Origin of the sequence: Virgibacillus flavescens, assembly GCF_050574275.1 — a bacterium.
In the GTDB taxonomy this organism is placed as follows: domain Bacteria; phylum Bacillota; class Bacilli; order Bacillales; family Amphibacillaceae; genus Virgibacillus_F; species Virgibacillus_F flavescens.
Window position 1 is genome coordinate 2,264,121 of the sequence record NZ_CP192260.1, and the last position, 13,747, is coordinate 2,277,867.

Here is a 13,747-nt window from a genome sequence, read left to right on the forward strand (position 1 = left end):
AGGGCTAATCATGGATGCAATAACGCAATGGATCACACAAATTATTATATTTATGCTGCTAGCAACAATTGTCGAATTACTTATACCAGCAACATCCATGAAAAAATATATAAAGTTGGTCGTTGCACTGATTTTAATTCTTATATTTTTAAAGCCAGTATTTTATTTATTTCATATTGATATTAAAGACGCGTTAAACTCTTCGTATAAAAGACTTGAGAGTTATAACGTTAATGAAAAAGATATGAAAAGTTTAATAGAATTTCAAAAAAATGAAATACAAGACGGACAACTTGCATATATTGAAGAACAAATGGCTGTCCCACTAACAGATCTCGCTAAGACCCCTTTACTAGAATCCTATCAAGTAGCTATAACAGATATGGAACTCTTATTCACAACAGAAAATGGATCAACGTATGAAGATTTAGAGGAAGTCATTGTTTATATAAATCACGCAGAAGAAAGTGAGGAGGATGTAGACATTGTCGATGAAGTGAATATCAGCACAGACACTCCAAAACGTTCGAAGGATAGCCCAGATTTAGAAAAAGTAGCAAATCTTTTAAAGGACATATGGGAAGTGGAAGATAAACAAGTAACCGTTATCTGGAAGGGGGGGACATCTTGAAAGAAATTATAAAGAAGTTTTTTAAAAATCCAGAAGTCACTTCTGAAAAAAAGATTCCAGTCAAAAAAAGCAAGTATCTTCTCTTAATTGGAATTACTGGATTATTATTAATTGTTATAGCAAATGTATTTTCCAATTCAGTAGACCCTGATCAAGTAGAAATGGTCCAAGAAACAGCTGTACCGGCACCAGAAACAAATCAGACATTCAGTGAAAAAAACTCAACAACATCCAATGTAGATGCTCTGGAAGAAAACTATGAAAAAGAATTAAAGCAATTGCTGGATAAAATTAATGGAGTATCAGAAGTTGAGATTATGGTGAATCTTGATTCAACAAAAGTAAAAGTCTATGAGAAAAACCTCATAACAGGTAAACAAACTACTGATGAATCAGATAAAAATGGTGGTACTCGTGAAATCGAGGACTATACAAGAGAATCTCAAGTAGTCCTTGTTAGGCAAGGAGATAAGGAAGTACCTCTCTTAATCCAAACAAAGAAGCCAGAGGTAAGAGGTGTATTTGTAATCGCTAAAGGCGTTGACCATGCAACAGTAAAAAAATGGGTGGTCGAAGCTGTTTCAAAAGTGCTGGATGTTCCAACACATAGAGTTTCAGTAATGTCAAAAAGTTAGGGGAGATTAATTTATGTTAAAAAAACAAACAGTATGGTTGTTAACAATGCTCAGTTTGATGATTGTGTTAAGTGTTTACTACATGACCTCACCAGATATGGAAGATCAGGCGTTTATCGATAATGGCCTAACGGAAGATGGAGATGTTGTTTCTACTGAAGGAGCTGAAGATCAGGCGACAGTTGACGAGATCTCAAATGTTGGACAAGATGAGTTATTCACCACCATTCGTATGGAGCTGACAGATTCGCGGAGTGAGATTAAAGATAGATTAGAAGATGTTGTAGCTTCCAGTTCGGCGTCAACGGAAGAAAAAAATGAGGCACTTAATGAAATGGAAGACCTTGATCAGCTAGCAACCAAAGAAGTTGTGCTGGAAGAATCAATTATGGCAAATGCAGGATATCAGGACGTACTAGTAAGGTCCGATCAATCTCAAGTACAAATACATGTTAAAGCAGATGAATTATCAAAAGAAGAAGTTGTTAATATCATGCAAATGGCACGAGACGAATTTGGTGAAGTCCCAGTTAACGTAAATTTTAAAGAAACAGCTGAGGAATAGTATACAGTAATGATGAATGACTCCGGTTAATAAATCGGAGTCATTTTTGATTAGGCTTTTATTAAACTATTCGCAAACAATTGTTATCATTGATATAATAGAAATTAGGAAAACGCTTACTAATTGCCCATTATGGACTTAACTTTAAACTGAATCAGGTAATGGGTTGAAGTTTTACTGCAATTTAGCGTAAAATGTTAAGAGGAGTTATAAGTACCTGTTCGTATTTTTATATGACAAGAAGGAGTGCCAAGCATGTTAAAAGTACAAGAAATCAGAGAAATAATTAAATTAGTTGATCAATCCACTATTAATGAGTTCACTTATGAACTGGATGGTGCAAAAATTTCGATGAAGAAATCTGCTGATCAAGTAGTAGCAGCGACACCAAAAGAAGTAGTTGAAAAACTTCAACAAACAGAAGAAGTAAAAGTTCCGGAAGCTAAGTTGGATAAAACGGAACCGGTTAGTAAAGAAGTTGAGAATACTTCAGCACAAGAATCAAACACAGATTTTGACTACGAAATTGTATCACCAATGGTAGGAACTCTTTACACAGCTGAATCACCAGAAAGTGACCGCTACGTTCAAAAGGGATCTAAAGTAACGAATGATACAGTAGTTTGTATCGTAGAAGCAATGAAATTATTTAATGAAATTGAAGCAGAGGTATCTGGTGAAATAGTTGAGATTTTAGTGGAAGATGGAGAATTAGTAGAATACGGTCAACCACTATTTAGAGTAAAGACTAAATAAGGGGATGGAACAATTGATTAAAAAACTGTTAATTGCTAACAGAGGAGAAATAGCTGTTCGTATTATTCGTGCATGTAAAGAAATGGATATACAAACAGTCGCTGTTTACTCTGAAGCTGACAAAGAATCGTTACACGTACAATTAGCAGATGAAGCATATTGTATAGGACCTACCGCAAGTAAAGACAGCTATTTAAACTTTACTAATATTATAAGTTTAGCAACCTTAACGGAAGTCGATGCTATTCATCCTGGATATGGATTTTTAGCAGAAAACGCTGACTTCGCTGAGATTTGCAAAGCCTGCAATATTATATTTGTAGGACCATCTGCACATTCCATTCAGAAAATGGGTATTAAAGATGTGGCGAGAGAAACGATGAATGCCGCTAACGTACCGATTGTACCTGGATCAGATGGGATCATTGAAAATGAGGAAGAAGCTAGATCAGTAGCTAATGAAATTGGTTATCCTGTTATCATCAAAGCTACTGCTGGCGGTGGAGGAAAAGGTATTCGTGTTGCACGGAGCGAGGAAGAGTTAATTAAAGGTATTCGTGTTACACAAAAAGAAGCCGAAACAGCCTTCGGAAACCCAGGTGTATATCTGGAGAAATATATTGAAGATTTTCGCCATGTAGAGATACAGATAATGGCAGATCAACACGGAAATGTAGTTCATCTTGGAGAGCGTGACTGTACAATTCAACGCAGACTCCAAAAGCTAGTTGAAGAATCTCCTTCACCGGCTTTAACTGAAGAAATACGCAAAAAAATGGGAGATGCATCTGTCAAAGCCGCAAAAGCTGTTGACTACGTTGGTGCAGGAACCATTGAATACATTTTCGACCGTGCAAGTAAATCCTTTTATTTCATGGAAATGAACACACGCATACAGGTAGAACATCCAGTTACTGAAATGGTTACAGGAATTGATTTGATTAAAGAGCAAATTAAAGTAGCGAACAACGAGAAATTATCATTTAGCCAAGAAGATATCAAATTCGAAGGCTGGGCAATTGAATGTCGCATAAATGCTGAGAATCCGTTCAAAAACTTTATGCCTTCACCAGGTAAAATTGAAATGTATTTACCACCAGGTGGTTTTGGTGTAAGAGTTGATTCGGCAGCTTATCCAGGATACTCGATTCCTCCTTTTTATGATTCGATGATTGCAAAATTAATTACATTCGGACCGACGCGGGCGGATGCGGTTAATGCAATGAAACGCGCATTGGACGAATTTGTTGTAGAGGGAGTACATACAACAATTCCGTTCCACCGTTTAATCATGGAACATGAAGTGTTTGAAAAAGGAGATTTCAATACGAAGTTTTTGGAAGAAAATCCTATTCTTGAAAAAGTTAAATAAGGGAGTGTTACGATGAGTGAACAGCCTTTGTTAAATGTAAGTGAAGACGATAGTCTAGGTACTGTTGAAATAGCACCAGAAGTAATTGAGATTATAACCGGAATTTCTGCATCAGAAGTAAAAGGTATCTCCTCAATGCGTGGAAATTTTGCTTCAGGAGTGGTTGAACGATTTGGTAAAAAGTCTCACAGTAAGGGCGTGAAAGTTGATCTCACGGAATCTGGTATACTCATTGATCTTTATGTTGTATTAGATTTTGGTGTTTCCATCCCACAAGTGGCGCAAAAGCTTCAAACCAATATACGTCAAGCGTTAAAAAGTATGACTGCACTTGAGATTGCTGAGATAAACGTTCATGTTGTTGGGATACAAATGGATAATAAAGAGAACACGGAAGTATCAAGTGAATAGTTGAAAAAAGGTCAGGAGGAATTTCCTCTTGGCCTTTTTCTTATGCTTAAGGGAAGTATAAAAGTTTAGTGCAAGTGACGAATTTTTCTAACAACTCAATTTCCGCTAAATCTATTCCTAGAACTGCAAGTTACTCTTTCGTATTTGATGAAAACTGCGACTTAATTTTTGGTTTGCTTCCATAGCTGCCGTCCAGGATCGCTGAGGGCGGATGCTTTCCGCGGGCACGGCTTCAGTCTCCTTGCCCCGACAAGGGGTATGCCAACGTTGTCCGCAAAGGACGGCTTTAGTTGGCCTTCATCATTTAACCTGCGGGGCCGTCAGACTCGTGCTGTTCCCGCAGGAGTCACGGCCCTCCGCTCACCAGGACTGGTAAAGCAGTCTATGTCTTTGTTGTTTCTGTAAACTATTGCATTCTGAAAGAGATATAGCTATCGAGTGCGGATCGAATCATATAAATCCGTGACACTTATATCTTGTCTAGAGATTGGAGCGGATGGCAGTCGACTCCTGCGGGAGGACAGGCATAGGTGAGACCCCGGAGTGCGGTAGCACGAGGAGGCTCACCAGCCGCCCGCGGAAAGCGACTGCCATCAGCGGAAATCTCGTTGCTGTTACTTCGTGATCAATTTCCGGTGAGTAAACAAACAGAAGTTAATTCGCAGTATAGAGAAATTGTGTCAACTTAAACAATGGAGTGCGGCGTTATTCAACTAGTTCAGGGAGCTCCTATTCTTTTCAGGCAGCTGGTAGTTACATAAACAAAAGAAACTATAAAATTTTGATGTTTGACTGTCTTGAGCAAGCAGCTATTCCGCCTGTTGGATATAAGACAATGTCTTAGTGATAAAAACCAGCACTAAGAAATTTGTCTTAAACTTGCCTCAAACTAACCAGTGCTGTTGCGCACTTCTTATCTGCGGCTGCTTTTCTATCTGGCATTTGAGGTGTTGTTCGTGTTATTATTTGTAGAGATGAGATTAAAGGAGTAATGAATGATGAAACGGCATGCAGCAAGGGAAAAAGCATTTCAAATACTATTTCAATTGGATTTAAATGAAACAGATACAGATGAAGCGTTAATGAACAGCACGGATGATGAAAAAATAGATGCATTTTTAGCGAAGCTTGTCCACGGAGTGGTCGAGCAAAAGGAACAGGTTGATGAATTTATTACAAAGCATCTTGAGAATTGGACGATTCAGCGTATTGCTTCCGTAGAAAAAACAATCCTTCGTTTAGCAGTATATGAAATCAAGTACCTAGAAGATATTCCAGTAAACGTTTCAATTAATGAAGCTGTGGAATTAGCAAATAAATACGGCGATGAAAAGTCAGGGAAATTTGTGAACGGGGTACTGTCTAAAATAATAGCCTGAGAGGGGAATGTTTTTAATGTCTGCTGAGATAATTAACGGAAAAGTATTAGCACAGCAATTAAAAGACAAGATGAAAGAAGAAGTGGATTTACTAAAAGATAAAGGATTAACACCACACTTAACGGTAGTATTAGTTGGAAATAATCCTGCCTCCAGGTCATATGTAAATGGGAAAAAGAAAGCAAGCGCTGCAACTGGCATATCTTCGGAAATAATTGAGTTACCTGAAACTACCAGCGAAGAAAGTTTGCTTGATACGATTACAGAGCTAAACAATAATCCTGAGGTCCATGGGATATTAGTTCAATTACCATTACCAAATCATATTGCGCAACAAAAAGTAATTGAACATATTGATCCAAGTAAAGATGTTGACGGTTTTCATCCTGTAAATATTGGACGAATGATGACTGGAAAAAACACATTCCTTCCATGCACACCTTTTGGAATCGTTACAATGCTTAAATCAAAAAACATCCCGATCGAAGGTCAACACGTTGTAGTTCTAGGTAGAAGTAATATTGTTGGTAAACCAGTAGGACAATTACTGCTGAATGAAAACGCTACGGTTACATATTGTCATTCTAAAACAAAGGATCTAAAGGCATTTACGAAAATGGCAGATATTTTGATAGTTGCAGTGGGCAAGCCCAATGTTATCGGGGCTGAATACATCAAACCAGGCGCAGCTGTTATTGATGTGGGCATAAATCGTCTGGAAAATGGTTCGCTGACAGGTGACGTTAATTTTGATGATGTTAAAGAAATTGCAGCATATATAACACCAGTTCCAAAAGGAGTAGGTCCTATGACAATCACGATGCTGCTTCAAAATACGATTAAAGCTGCAAAAGGATTGAAGTTGCAGTGACTGAACAATACCTGACTGTAACAGCGCTGACTAAATATATTAAGCGAAAATTTGATACAGATCCACATCTGAATCAAGTGTTCGTGAGAGGCGAAATTTCTAATTTTAAACTTCATAGTCGTGGTCATATGTATTTAACTGTAAAAGATGATCAAACAAGAATACAGGCTGTAATGTTCGCAGGGAATAACCGTTCACTTAAATTTACTCCCGAAAACGGAATGAAGGTAGTAATTAGTGGCAGTATCGGAGTTTTTGAGCCATATGGTCAGTATCAGTTATATATAAACAGAATGGACCCTGATGGAATTGGTGCGCTTTATCTTGCATTTGAACAGTTAAAAGAAAAGTTAGCGTTACAGGGTTATTTTGATGAACGTCATAAGAAGAAAACGCCACTTTACCCTAAACATATTGCAGTTATTACATCTCCTACGGGAGCAGCGGTACGTGATGTAATCACTACGATTAAACGCAGATATCCTATTGTCGAATTAACAGTCATTCCAGTTCTGGTGCAAGGGGTAAACGCTGCGGATTCCATTGTTGAAGGTATAAAACGAGCTAATGAAAATCCTCAAATTGATGTGATAATTGTTGGCAGAGGTGGCGGATCGATTGAAGAATTATGGAGTTTTAACGAGGAGAAGGTAGCCATGGCTATTTTTGAATCGAATGTTCCAATTATTTCTGCAGTTGGTCATGAAACTGATACAACAATAAGTGATTTTGTTGCTGATTTACGTGCTCCGACGCCCACAAGCGCAGCGGAACTAGCCGTGCCTTCTCAGCTTGAATTAAAAGAGAAAATCGCGCATTATAATCAAAACCTTTCACGTACGATGGCTAACATTGTGCAATCTTCTTCTCGACAGCTAAAGGGATTAAATCAATCTTATGCGTTTCGTTATCCGGGACAACTAATAAACCAAAAGGAACAAGAATTAGACAAACTGGTGGAGCGATTGAATAAATCAATTCAATTTGTCCATAGCAAAAAAAGTGAGGCCTTACACAATACAAAGAAAAGATTAGCTAGTCAGCATCCAAAAAGACAGATTCAAACGATGTATTTGCACCTTTCGCAGCTTCATAAACAAATGCAGACGCACATGTCTCAAATTACAGAACAAAAAACATTGCAAACTGTAAATATAATGGATAAATTATCCTTGTTAAATCCACTGGAAGTTATGCGACGAGGGTATGCTATTCCCTACGATCAAAAAGGGAATATTATTAAATCAGGAAAACAAACGAACCGTAATGATATAATTCACTTGAAATTGTTGAACGAAATATTGTCATGCAGAGTTGAAGAGATAAAGGAGGAAAAGATAGATGAGTGAAAATGAACTTTCTTTTGAAGAAGCAATGTTAGAACTTGAAAAGATTGTAGAGCAATTAGAAGAGGGTGACGTTCCTTTAGAAAAAGCAATTAATTTTTATCAAGAGGGAATGAAACTTTCAAAGGTTTGTAATGATAAGTTATCACGTGTTCAGGAAAAAATGACGAACATCATGAATGAACAAGGAGAATTAAAACCTTTTGACATACAGGAGGAAGAATAACTGTGCAGGGAATATTAACTTCATTTATAGAAGAAAATAAACGATTTATACAAGAGGAATTATCAAAGGTCCTGAATCAGCTGGATATCCCAGACAACTTAAAAAAATCAATGCTATATTCAATTGAAGCTGGTGGAAAAAAACTAAGACCGATACTATTAATTGCAAGTTTTGAAGCGTACGGGAACGATAAAAGGAATATAATTGCTCCTGCAATTGCGTTAGAAATGATTCATACCTATTCACTAATTCATGATGATTTACCTGCAATGGACAATGATGATATGAGAAGGGGAAAGCCAACTAATCATATTGTGTTTAATGAAGCAACAGCCATTTTAGCTGGTGATGCACTTTTAACTTACAGTTTTGAATTACTCGCGTCTGATAACCAATTAACGGAAAAACAAAAAGTATACCTCATTACAGAGTTGTCCAAGGCAAGTGGACCAAAAGGTATGGTAGCTGGTCAATTATTAGATATGGAAGCGGAAAATATAGAGATTTCTATCGAAGAACTAGAAAAGATTCATACATTAAAAACGGGTGAATTAATAAAATTTGCCATCAAATCTGGTGCGTATGTTGGGAATGCAACAGAAGAACAATTGAAACACTTAGACGTTTTCGCGTATTATCTAGGTCTAATCTTCCAAGTGCAGGATGACATTTTAGACGTTTCAGGTGACCAGGAGCTAATAGGTAAACCGGTAGGCAGTGACGAAGATAATAACAAAAGCACGTATCCAAAGTTATTAGGTAATGAAGGTGCAGTGGAAAAGAAAGAAAACTATGTGCAATTAGCTAAAAGCGCGCTATATAAAGCTAATGCAGAAGATTCATTTTTAATGAAGCTAACTGACTTTTTCAGTACCCGAAACCACTAAATAAAAGGTGCGTTTTTTTAAGCAGGTAAGAAAGTATAAATCCGTTCTTATTGCATATGTGTAGTTTAAGGCTTTCGCCATTAAAGCTTGGCGACTAGCCAAGTTTTCTAATCGATTAAAGTGTATGAAACACACACAATTGTAGAAAGTCAGCATAAAATATGATACAATATAAACATATAAGGAATGGTGCAGTATTCTAGTCAGTCTTCCGTTTCTGAAGGCGGGCCTAAAAATCCGCCAAAGGGCACATCGATGAAGTTCCTTGTGTTGGCTTGAGGCGCCCAGCCTTGGGTCAGTGCTGGGAGTTAAGGTTATAGGGCGATCCACAAAGGCATGTGGGCGTTGACCCTATTTCCGCGGAGGCCCATATCTGTGGTGGTAACTAAGCCTAGGGACCACTATGGAATGGGGTATGAACCTGCATAGTAGGAGAGGGTTGACCTGCTTGTAGCGTAGCCTGCCTTGAGTGGTGTATGAGGGGATTGGGGTAAAGATTTCAAACTGGCGGCCACTAGTTTGTTATTGTCATTTCCATGAAATCTACACTGCAAAAGAGGCTAGGGAACGTCAAAAAGACTGCTGAGGAAATCTCCTAGACTGTTCATTGACATTTGAAAGGGATTATAGTGTGGACTAAGTGGTAATCCAGTCTAGCTTTTGGCGACGAAGCTAAGATAAGTTTAAAGGGGAACCGCCTCTATGGCAACATGAGGTACTTATCTGGGAAAACCTACTGGACCTAAGCCGCAGTTTTTACCTTTTAAATGACCATTCCTATCTTACATAAAAGTTTGAGGTATAAAATGAAATCACAAAAATCACAAATAAAACGATCTATAAAATTTAGTCTAACGATTGCCGTTATCACTTTTGTGTTAGCGGCTATTTTTACAATTATTTCGTCCTCTTTATTGAGCGGAGTAATTTGGATAGTTGGTATATTTATTGTCCTCATCATTGTTGCGATAGGAGTCATATTTGATATGCTTGGAATAGCTTCAACTGCAGCAAACGAACAGCCCTTTCATGCTATGGCAGCAGAAAAGGTTCCTGGCGCAAAAGAAGCAGTTATTATCATTCGAAATGCAGACAAGTTTGCTAGCTTTTGTAATGATGTAATTGGTGACATTTCGGGAATTGTAAGTGGTACAGCAACAGCAATTGTGGTACTGCAAATTGTTGCTATTTTAGGTCAAAACGATGGATCGACCACACAAATTGTCCTTTCTGTTGTATTAACCAGTATCGTAGCTGCAATTACCGTTGGAGGAAAAGCAATGGGTAAATATTTTGGGATCCATTCTTCTACGAGGATTATTTTTTTTGCTGGCCGAATGATATCACTAATTGAAAGAAACCTAAAGATCAGTGTACTTCCAAAGAAAAACAAAAAGGATAGTAAAATCAAATAAAATAGTAAAGGATTCAATAATTATGGTGAAAAAACGTTTGGATATTCTGCTAGTTGAACGTAACCTGATTGAAACGCGTGAAAAAGCAAAAAGAACCATTATGGCTGGTTTAGTTTTTTCCGATCAAATTCGGATGGACAAACCTGGAGTTAAAGTGGATGAGGATATTCCTCTGACTGTTAAAGGTAAATTAATTCCCTATGTTGGTAGAGGCGGATTAAAGCTTGAGAAGGCGTTACATGCGTTTAATATCGAAATAAACCACAGGATTATGATGGATGTTGGTTCGTCAACTGGAGGATTTACCGATTGTGCACTTCAAAATGGTGCATCTAAGTGCTATGCAATAGACGTTGGTTATAACCAGTTGGACTGGAAGCTGAGAAATGACGACCGTGTTATTGTGATGGAACGCACTAACTTCAGATATGTTACCCCCGATATGATTCAACATGGAACCCCCAGTATAGCTAGTATCGATGTATCATTTATTTCATTAAAATTAATACTACCTGTTTTAAAGCAATTATTAGACAAAAACAGTGATGTTGTTGCTCTAATTAAGCCGCAGTTTGAAGCTGGTAGAGAACAGGTTGGAAAAAAAGGTATTGTTCGCGAAAAAAATATACATTTTCAAGTATTGGATAAGATAATTCGTTTCGCAATGGAAGAAGGATACGAATTATACGATCTGACATTTTCCCCAATTACAGGTGGAGATGGGAATATAGAATTTCTAGTTCATTTAGGGTGGGAAAATGTGATGAAGGGCGTCGATCTTAGTTCTTTCATGTTAAGTACAGTTGTAGATGAGGCGCATGCGAACTTTAAAGCGCAAAATAGTCATTAAAGTAGCAGCCTTGGAGGATTAAAATGAGCAAAACACAGCGACAAATTAAAATTCGTGAAGTAATAACGAAATTTAATATCGAAACACAGGATGAACTCGTGGAAAAGTTAAATGAACTAGGTTTTTCAATTACACAAAAAACGGTATCGCGTGATATAAACGAATTACATTTGGTGAAAGTTTCAACCTCAACAGGCAGGTATAAATATAGTCTGCCTTCTGATCACCGTTTTAATCCAACTGAAAAGTTGAAACGTTTAATTCGTGATGTATTTGTAACAATTGATTATGCAAGTCATTTTATCATCTTAAAAACTCTTCCAGGGAACGCACAGGCTATAGGTGTATTAATCGATCAGTTAGAGTGGCAGGAAATAATGGGTACAATATGTGGGGACGACACATGCATGATTATCTGTAAGAATGAAACTGACTCAGTACTAATTAAAAATCGTTTTATAAACATGTTGTAATGCAATTTTGAAGAGGTGAAGTTTGATGTTAACAGAACTATCTATTCATGATTTTGCAATAATAGACGAGCTATCCCTGACATTCCATGAAGGGTTAACTGTATTGACAGGTGAAACAGGTGCGGGTAAATCAATTATCATAGATGCAATCCAACTATTAGCTGGAGGGCGTGGATCAGTTGAATTTGTGCGTCACGGTTCAAAAAAAGCAGAAATAGAAGGATTATTTTCTATTGATGACGAGAAGCATTCTATTCATCAGGTTGGAACTACATATGGAATTGAAATTTCTGATAACATGGTGGTATTACACCGTACAATTACCTCCGGTGGTAAAAGTATATGCAGAGTAAACGGTAAGTTAGTTACTTTAGCAATTCTAAAGGAATTCGGGCGAACGTTAATTGATATCCACAGCCAGCATGAAACACAGGCTTTAATGGAGCCTGAAAATCACATAGATCTGCTTGATCTTTATGATCATCAAGTGATTAACCAGTCAAAAAAGGAATTTCATCATATATTTGATCGGTTACAGACATTAAAAAACAGATATAAAGAACTTAGTGAAAATGAACAGGAAATGGCTCATCGTCTGGACCTTCTAACATTTCAAATGGATGAGCTGGAACAAGCAGATTTAATTCCAGATGAAGATGATATTCTAGAAGAAGAACGAAGTAAATTAGCTAATTTTGACCGGATATATACTGGTATTCAGGATGCATATAATGCTTTAAATGGGGATCAAAAAGGAATTGAGTGGTTAAGTATGGCTATGCAGGCTTTAGGTGATAATAAGAGCTATGACTCTTATATCGCAGAAAAAGCTGAAGAACTTGCGAACCATTACTATTTGGTTGAAGAACTTTCAATTGATTTACGCAACCATATGGATACCCTTCAGCATGATCCTGATCGTTTAAATGAAATTGAATCCCGATTACATGAGATAACCCGATTAAAGAAAAAATACGGGTCTACTGTTAATGAAATTATTGAATATATGGGAAAAATACAAGAAGAAATTGAAGAAATAACCAATAAAGATTCCCATCTGAGTAATTTGCAGATTCAGATCAACGAAACACAACAGGATGCATATTTAGAAGCGAAACAGTTGCATGATATTAGGCAAAAAGCTGCGAAATCACTAACAAGTGAAATTCATGAAGAATTAAAGGATCTTTATCTTGAGAAAGCCACTTTTTCCATAAAATTTAACAGTAAAGAAGATTTTGAAGCAGCTAACGAAGGAACGAAACGTCCTGTAAAGTTACATAAGAATGGTTTTGATTTCATAACATTTTTAATTTCAACTAATTCTGGCGAACCTTTGAAAGAATTAAACAAAGTTGCTTCAGGTGGAGAGTTATCTCGTATAATGCTGGCTCTCAAAAAAATATTTGCAGGGCACCAGGGAGTTACCAGTGTTATTTTTGACGAAGTAGATACAGGTGTCAGTGGTCGCGTTGCCCAAGCTATAGCAGAGAAAATTGTTAATGTGTCTGAGCAATCTCAGGTATTGTGTATTACACATCTTCCTCAAGTTGCAGCTATGGCTGACACGCACAATTTAATTGAAAAAGTCGAAAAAAACAATCGTACGTTAACATATGTTAAAGAATTATCGGAAGAGCAAAAAATTGATGAACTGAGCCGAATGATTACTGGTGCTAAATTAACGGAAACGGCTAAACAACACGCTAAAGAAATGCTGATATTGGCGGAATCCATAAAACAAAAAACTTAATGGATAATATTAAAGAAAAACCAGAAAATAACGTATCTGGTTTTTTTATTTTGCATTAAAACTCAAACTTCATACTAAGGTAAAGGATCTTATTTTATACGTTATTTAAAAAGGAAATGATACACAGGTTTACTTATTATTAACCAGTTTAAAAACAAGTCGGTTCGGTCAAATTAG

15 protein-coding genes are annotated in these 13,747 nt (G+C 37.0%); all 15 read left to right on the top strand.

Going from position 1 to position 13,747, the window contains the following annotated elements:
• The first annotated feature begins 10 nt into the window (after positions 1–10).
• On the top strand, positions 11–631 hold the full coding sequence (gene spoIIIAF, locus VBD025_RS10890) for a stage III sporulation protein AF (protein ID WP_430785342.1): 621 nt from the start codon (positions 11–13) through the stop codon (positions 629–631).
• Positions 628–1,266, top strand: a complete 639-nt coding sequence (gene spoIIIAG / locus VBD025_RS10895) for a stage III sporulation protein AG (RefSeq protein WP_430785344.1) — start codon at positions 628–630, stop codon at positions 1,264–1,266. Before spoIIIAF ends, spoIIIAG begins: the two co-directional genes overlap by 4 nt.
• Positions 1,267–1,279: 13 nt before the next feature.
• Positions 1,280–1,831: a SpoIIIAH-like family protein gene (locus VBD025_RS10900; protein ID WP_430785346.1), complete on the top strand. Its 552-nt coding sequence runs from the start codon at positions 1,280–1,282 to the stop codon at positions 1,829–1,831.
• Positions 1,832–2,086: 255 nt separating this feature from the next.
• A complete protein-coding gene (accB, locus tag VBD025_RS10905; protein ID WP_430785348.1) occupies positions 2,087–2,587 on the top strand; it encodes an acetyl-CoA carboxylase biotin carboxyl carrier protein in 501 nt (166 codons plus the stop codon).
• Between the two features lie 13 nt (positions 2,588–2,600).
• A complete protein-coding gene (gene accC, locus VBD025_RS10910) occupies positions 2,601–3,959 on the top strand; it encodes an acetyl-CoA carboxylase biotin carboxylase subunit (protein WP_430785350.1) in 1,359 nt (452 codons plus the stop codon).
• A 12-nt stretch (positions 3,960–3,971) separates the two neighbouring features.
• Complete coding sequence (locus tag VBD025_RS10915; protein ID WP_430785352.1) at positions 3,972–4,370, top strand: Asp23/Gls24 family envelope stress response protein; 399 nt, start codon at positions 3,972–3,974, stop codon at positions 4,368–4,370.
• A gap of 998 nt (positions 4,371–5,368) precedes the next feature.
• The gene (nusB, locus tag VBD025_RS10920) at positions 5,369–5,749 is read left to right on the top strand and encodes a transcription antitermination factor NusB (RefSeq protein ID WP_430791364.1); all 381 of its coding nucleotides are present in this window, start codon (positions 5,369–5,371) and stop codon (positions 5,747–5,749) included.
• Positions 5,750–5,765: 16 nt separating this feature from the next.
• Complete coding sequence (gene folD / locus VBD025_RS10925; protein ID WP_430785354.1) at positions 5,766–6,620, top strand: bifunctional methylenetetrahydrofolate dehydrogenase/methenyltetrahydrofolate cyclohydrolase FolD; 855 nt, start codon at positions 5,766–5,768, stop codon at positions 6,618–6,620.
• Entirely contained in the window at positions 6,617–7,969 is a 1,353-nt protein-coding gene (xseA, locus tag VBD025_RS10930) for an exodeoxyribonuclease VII large subunit (RefSeq protein ID WP_430785356.1), read from the top strand. The genes folD and xseA overlap by 4 nt, the downstream gene beginning before the upstream one ends.
• Complete coding sequence (locus VBD025_RS10935) at positions 7,962–8,192, top strand: exodeoxyribonuclease VII small subunit (RefSeq protein WP_430785358.1); 231 nt, start codon at positions 7,962–7,964, stop codon at positions 8,190–8,192. Before xseA ends, VBD025_RS10935 begins: the two co-directional genes overlap by 8 nt.
• A gap of 2 nt (positions 8,193–8,194) precedes the next feature.
• The gene (locus VBD025_RS10940; protein WP_430785360.1) at positions 8,195–9,079 is read left to right on the top strand and encodes a polyprenyl synthetase family protein; all 885 of its coding nucleotides are present in this window, start codon (positions 8,195–8,197) and stop codon (positions 9,077–9,079) included.
• A gap of 806 nt (positions 9,080–9,885) precedes the next feature.
• Positions 9,886–10,494 (top strand): hypothetical protein, encoded by a 609-nt coding sequence (locus VBD025_RS10945; RefSeq protein WP_430785362.1) that lies wholly within the window; start codon positions 9,886–9,888, stop codon positions 10,492–10,494.
• Positions 10,495–10,516: 22 nt separating this feature from the next.
• Positions 10,517–11,344 carry a TlyA family RNA methyltransferase gene (locus tag VBD025_RS10950; protein WP_430785364.1) on the top strand — a complete coding sequence of 276 codons (828 nt, stop codon included), beginning with the start codon at positions 10,517–10,519 and terminating at the stop codon, positions 11,342–11,344.
• A 23-nt stretch (positions 11,345–11,367) separates the two neighbouring features.
• On the top strand, positions 11,368–11,817 hold the full coding sequence (gene ahrC / locus VBD025_RS10955; protein WP_430785366.1) for a transcriptional regulator AhrC/ArgR: 450 nt from the start codon (positions 11,368–11,370) through the stop codon (positions 11,815–11,817).
• 25 nt (positions 11,818–11,842) lie between these two features.
• A complete protein-coding gene (recN, locus tag VBD025_RS10960; RefSeq protein ID WP_430785368.1) occupies positions 11,843–13,570 on the top strand; it encodes a DNA repair protein RecN in 1,728 nt (575 codons plus the stop codon).
• Positions 13,571–13,747 lie beyond the last annotated feature (177 nt).

Bases quoted from the DNA above. Each gene is read 5' to 3' on its own strand.
- spoIIIAF (WP_430785342.1), top strand. From the start codon at position 11: ATGGATGCAATAACGCAATGGATCACACAAATTATTATATTTATGCTG.
- VBD025_RS10900 (WP_430785346.1), top strand. From the start codon at position 1,280: ATGTTAAAAAAACAAACAGTATGGTTGTTAACAATGCTCAGTTTGATG.
- accB (WP_430785348.1), top strand. From the start codon at position 2,087: ATGTTAAAAGTACAAGAAATCAGAGAAATAATTAAATTAGTTGATCAA.
- VBD025_RS10915 (WP_430785352.1), top strand. From the start codon at position 3,972: ATGAGTGAACAGCCTTTGTTAAATGTAAGTGAAGACGATAGTCTAGGT.
- nusB (WP_430791364.1), top strand. From the start codon at position 5,369: ATGAAACGGCATGCAGCAAGGGAAAAAGCATTTCAAATACTATTTCAA.
- folD (WP_430785354.1), top strand. From the start codon at position 5,766: ATGTCTGCTGAGATAATTAACGGAAAAGTATTAGCACAGCAATTAAAA.
- VBD025_RS10935 (WP_430785358.1), top strand. From the start codon at position 7,962: ATGAGTGAAAATGAACTTTCTTTTGAAGAAGCAATGTTAGAACTTGAA.
- VBD025_RS10945 (WP_430785362.1), top strand. From the start codon at position 9,886: ATGAAATCACAAAAATCACAAATAAAACGATCTATAAAATTTAGTCTA.
- VBD025_RS10950 (WP_430785364.1), top strand. From the start codon at position 10,517: ATGGTGAAAAAACGTTTGGATATTCTGCTAGTTGAACGTAACCTGATT.
- ahrC (WP_430785366.1), top strand. From the start codon at position 11,368: ATGAGCAAAACACAGCGACAAATTAAAATTCGTGAAGTAATAACGAAA.
- recN (WP_430785368.1), top strand. From the start codon at position 11,843: ATGTTAACAGAACTATCTATTCATGATTTTGCAATAATAGACGAGCTA.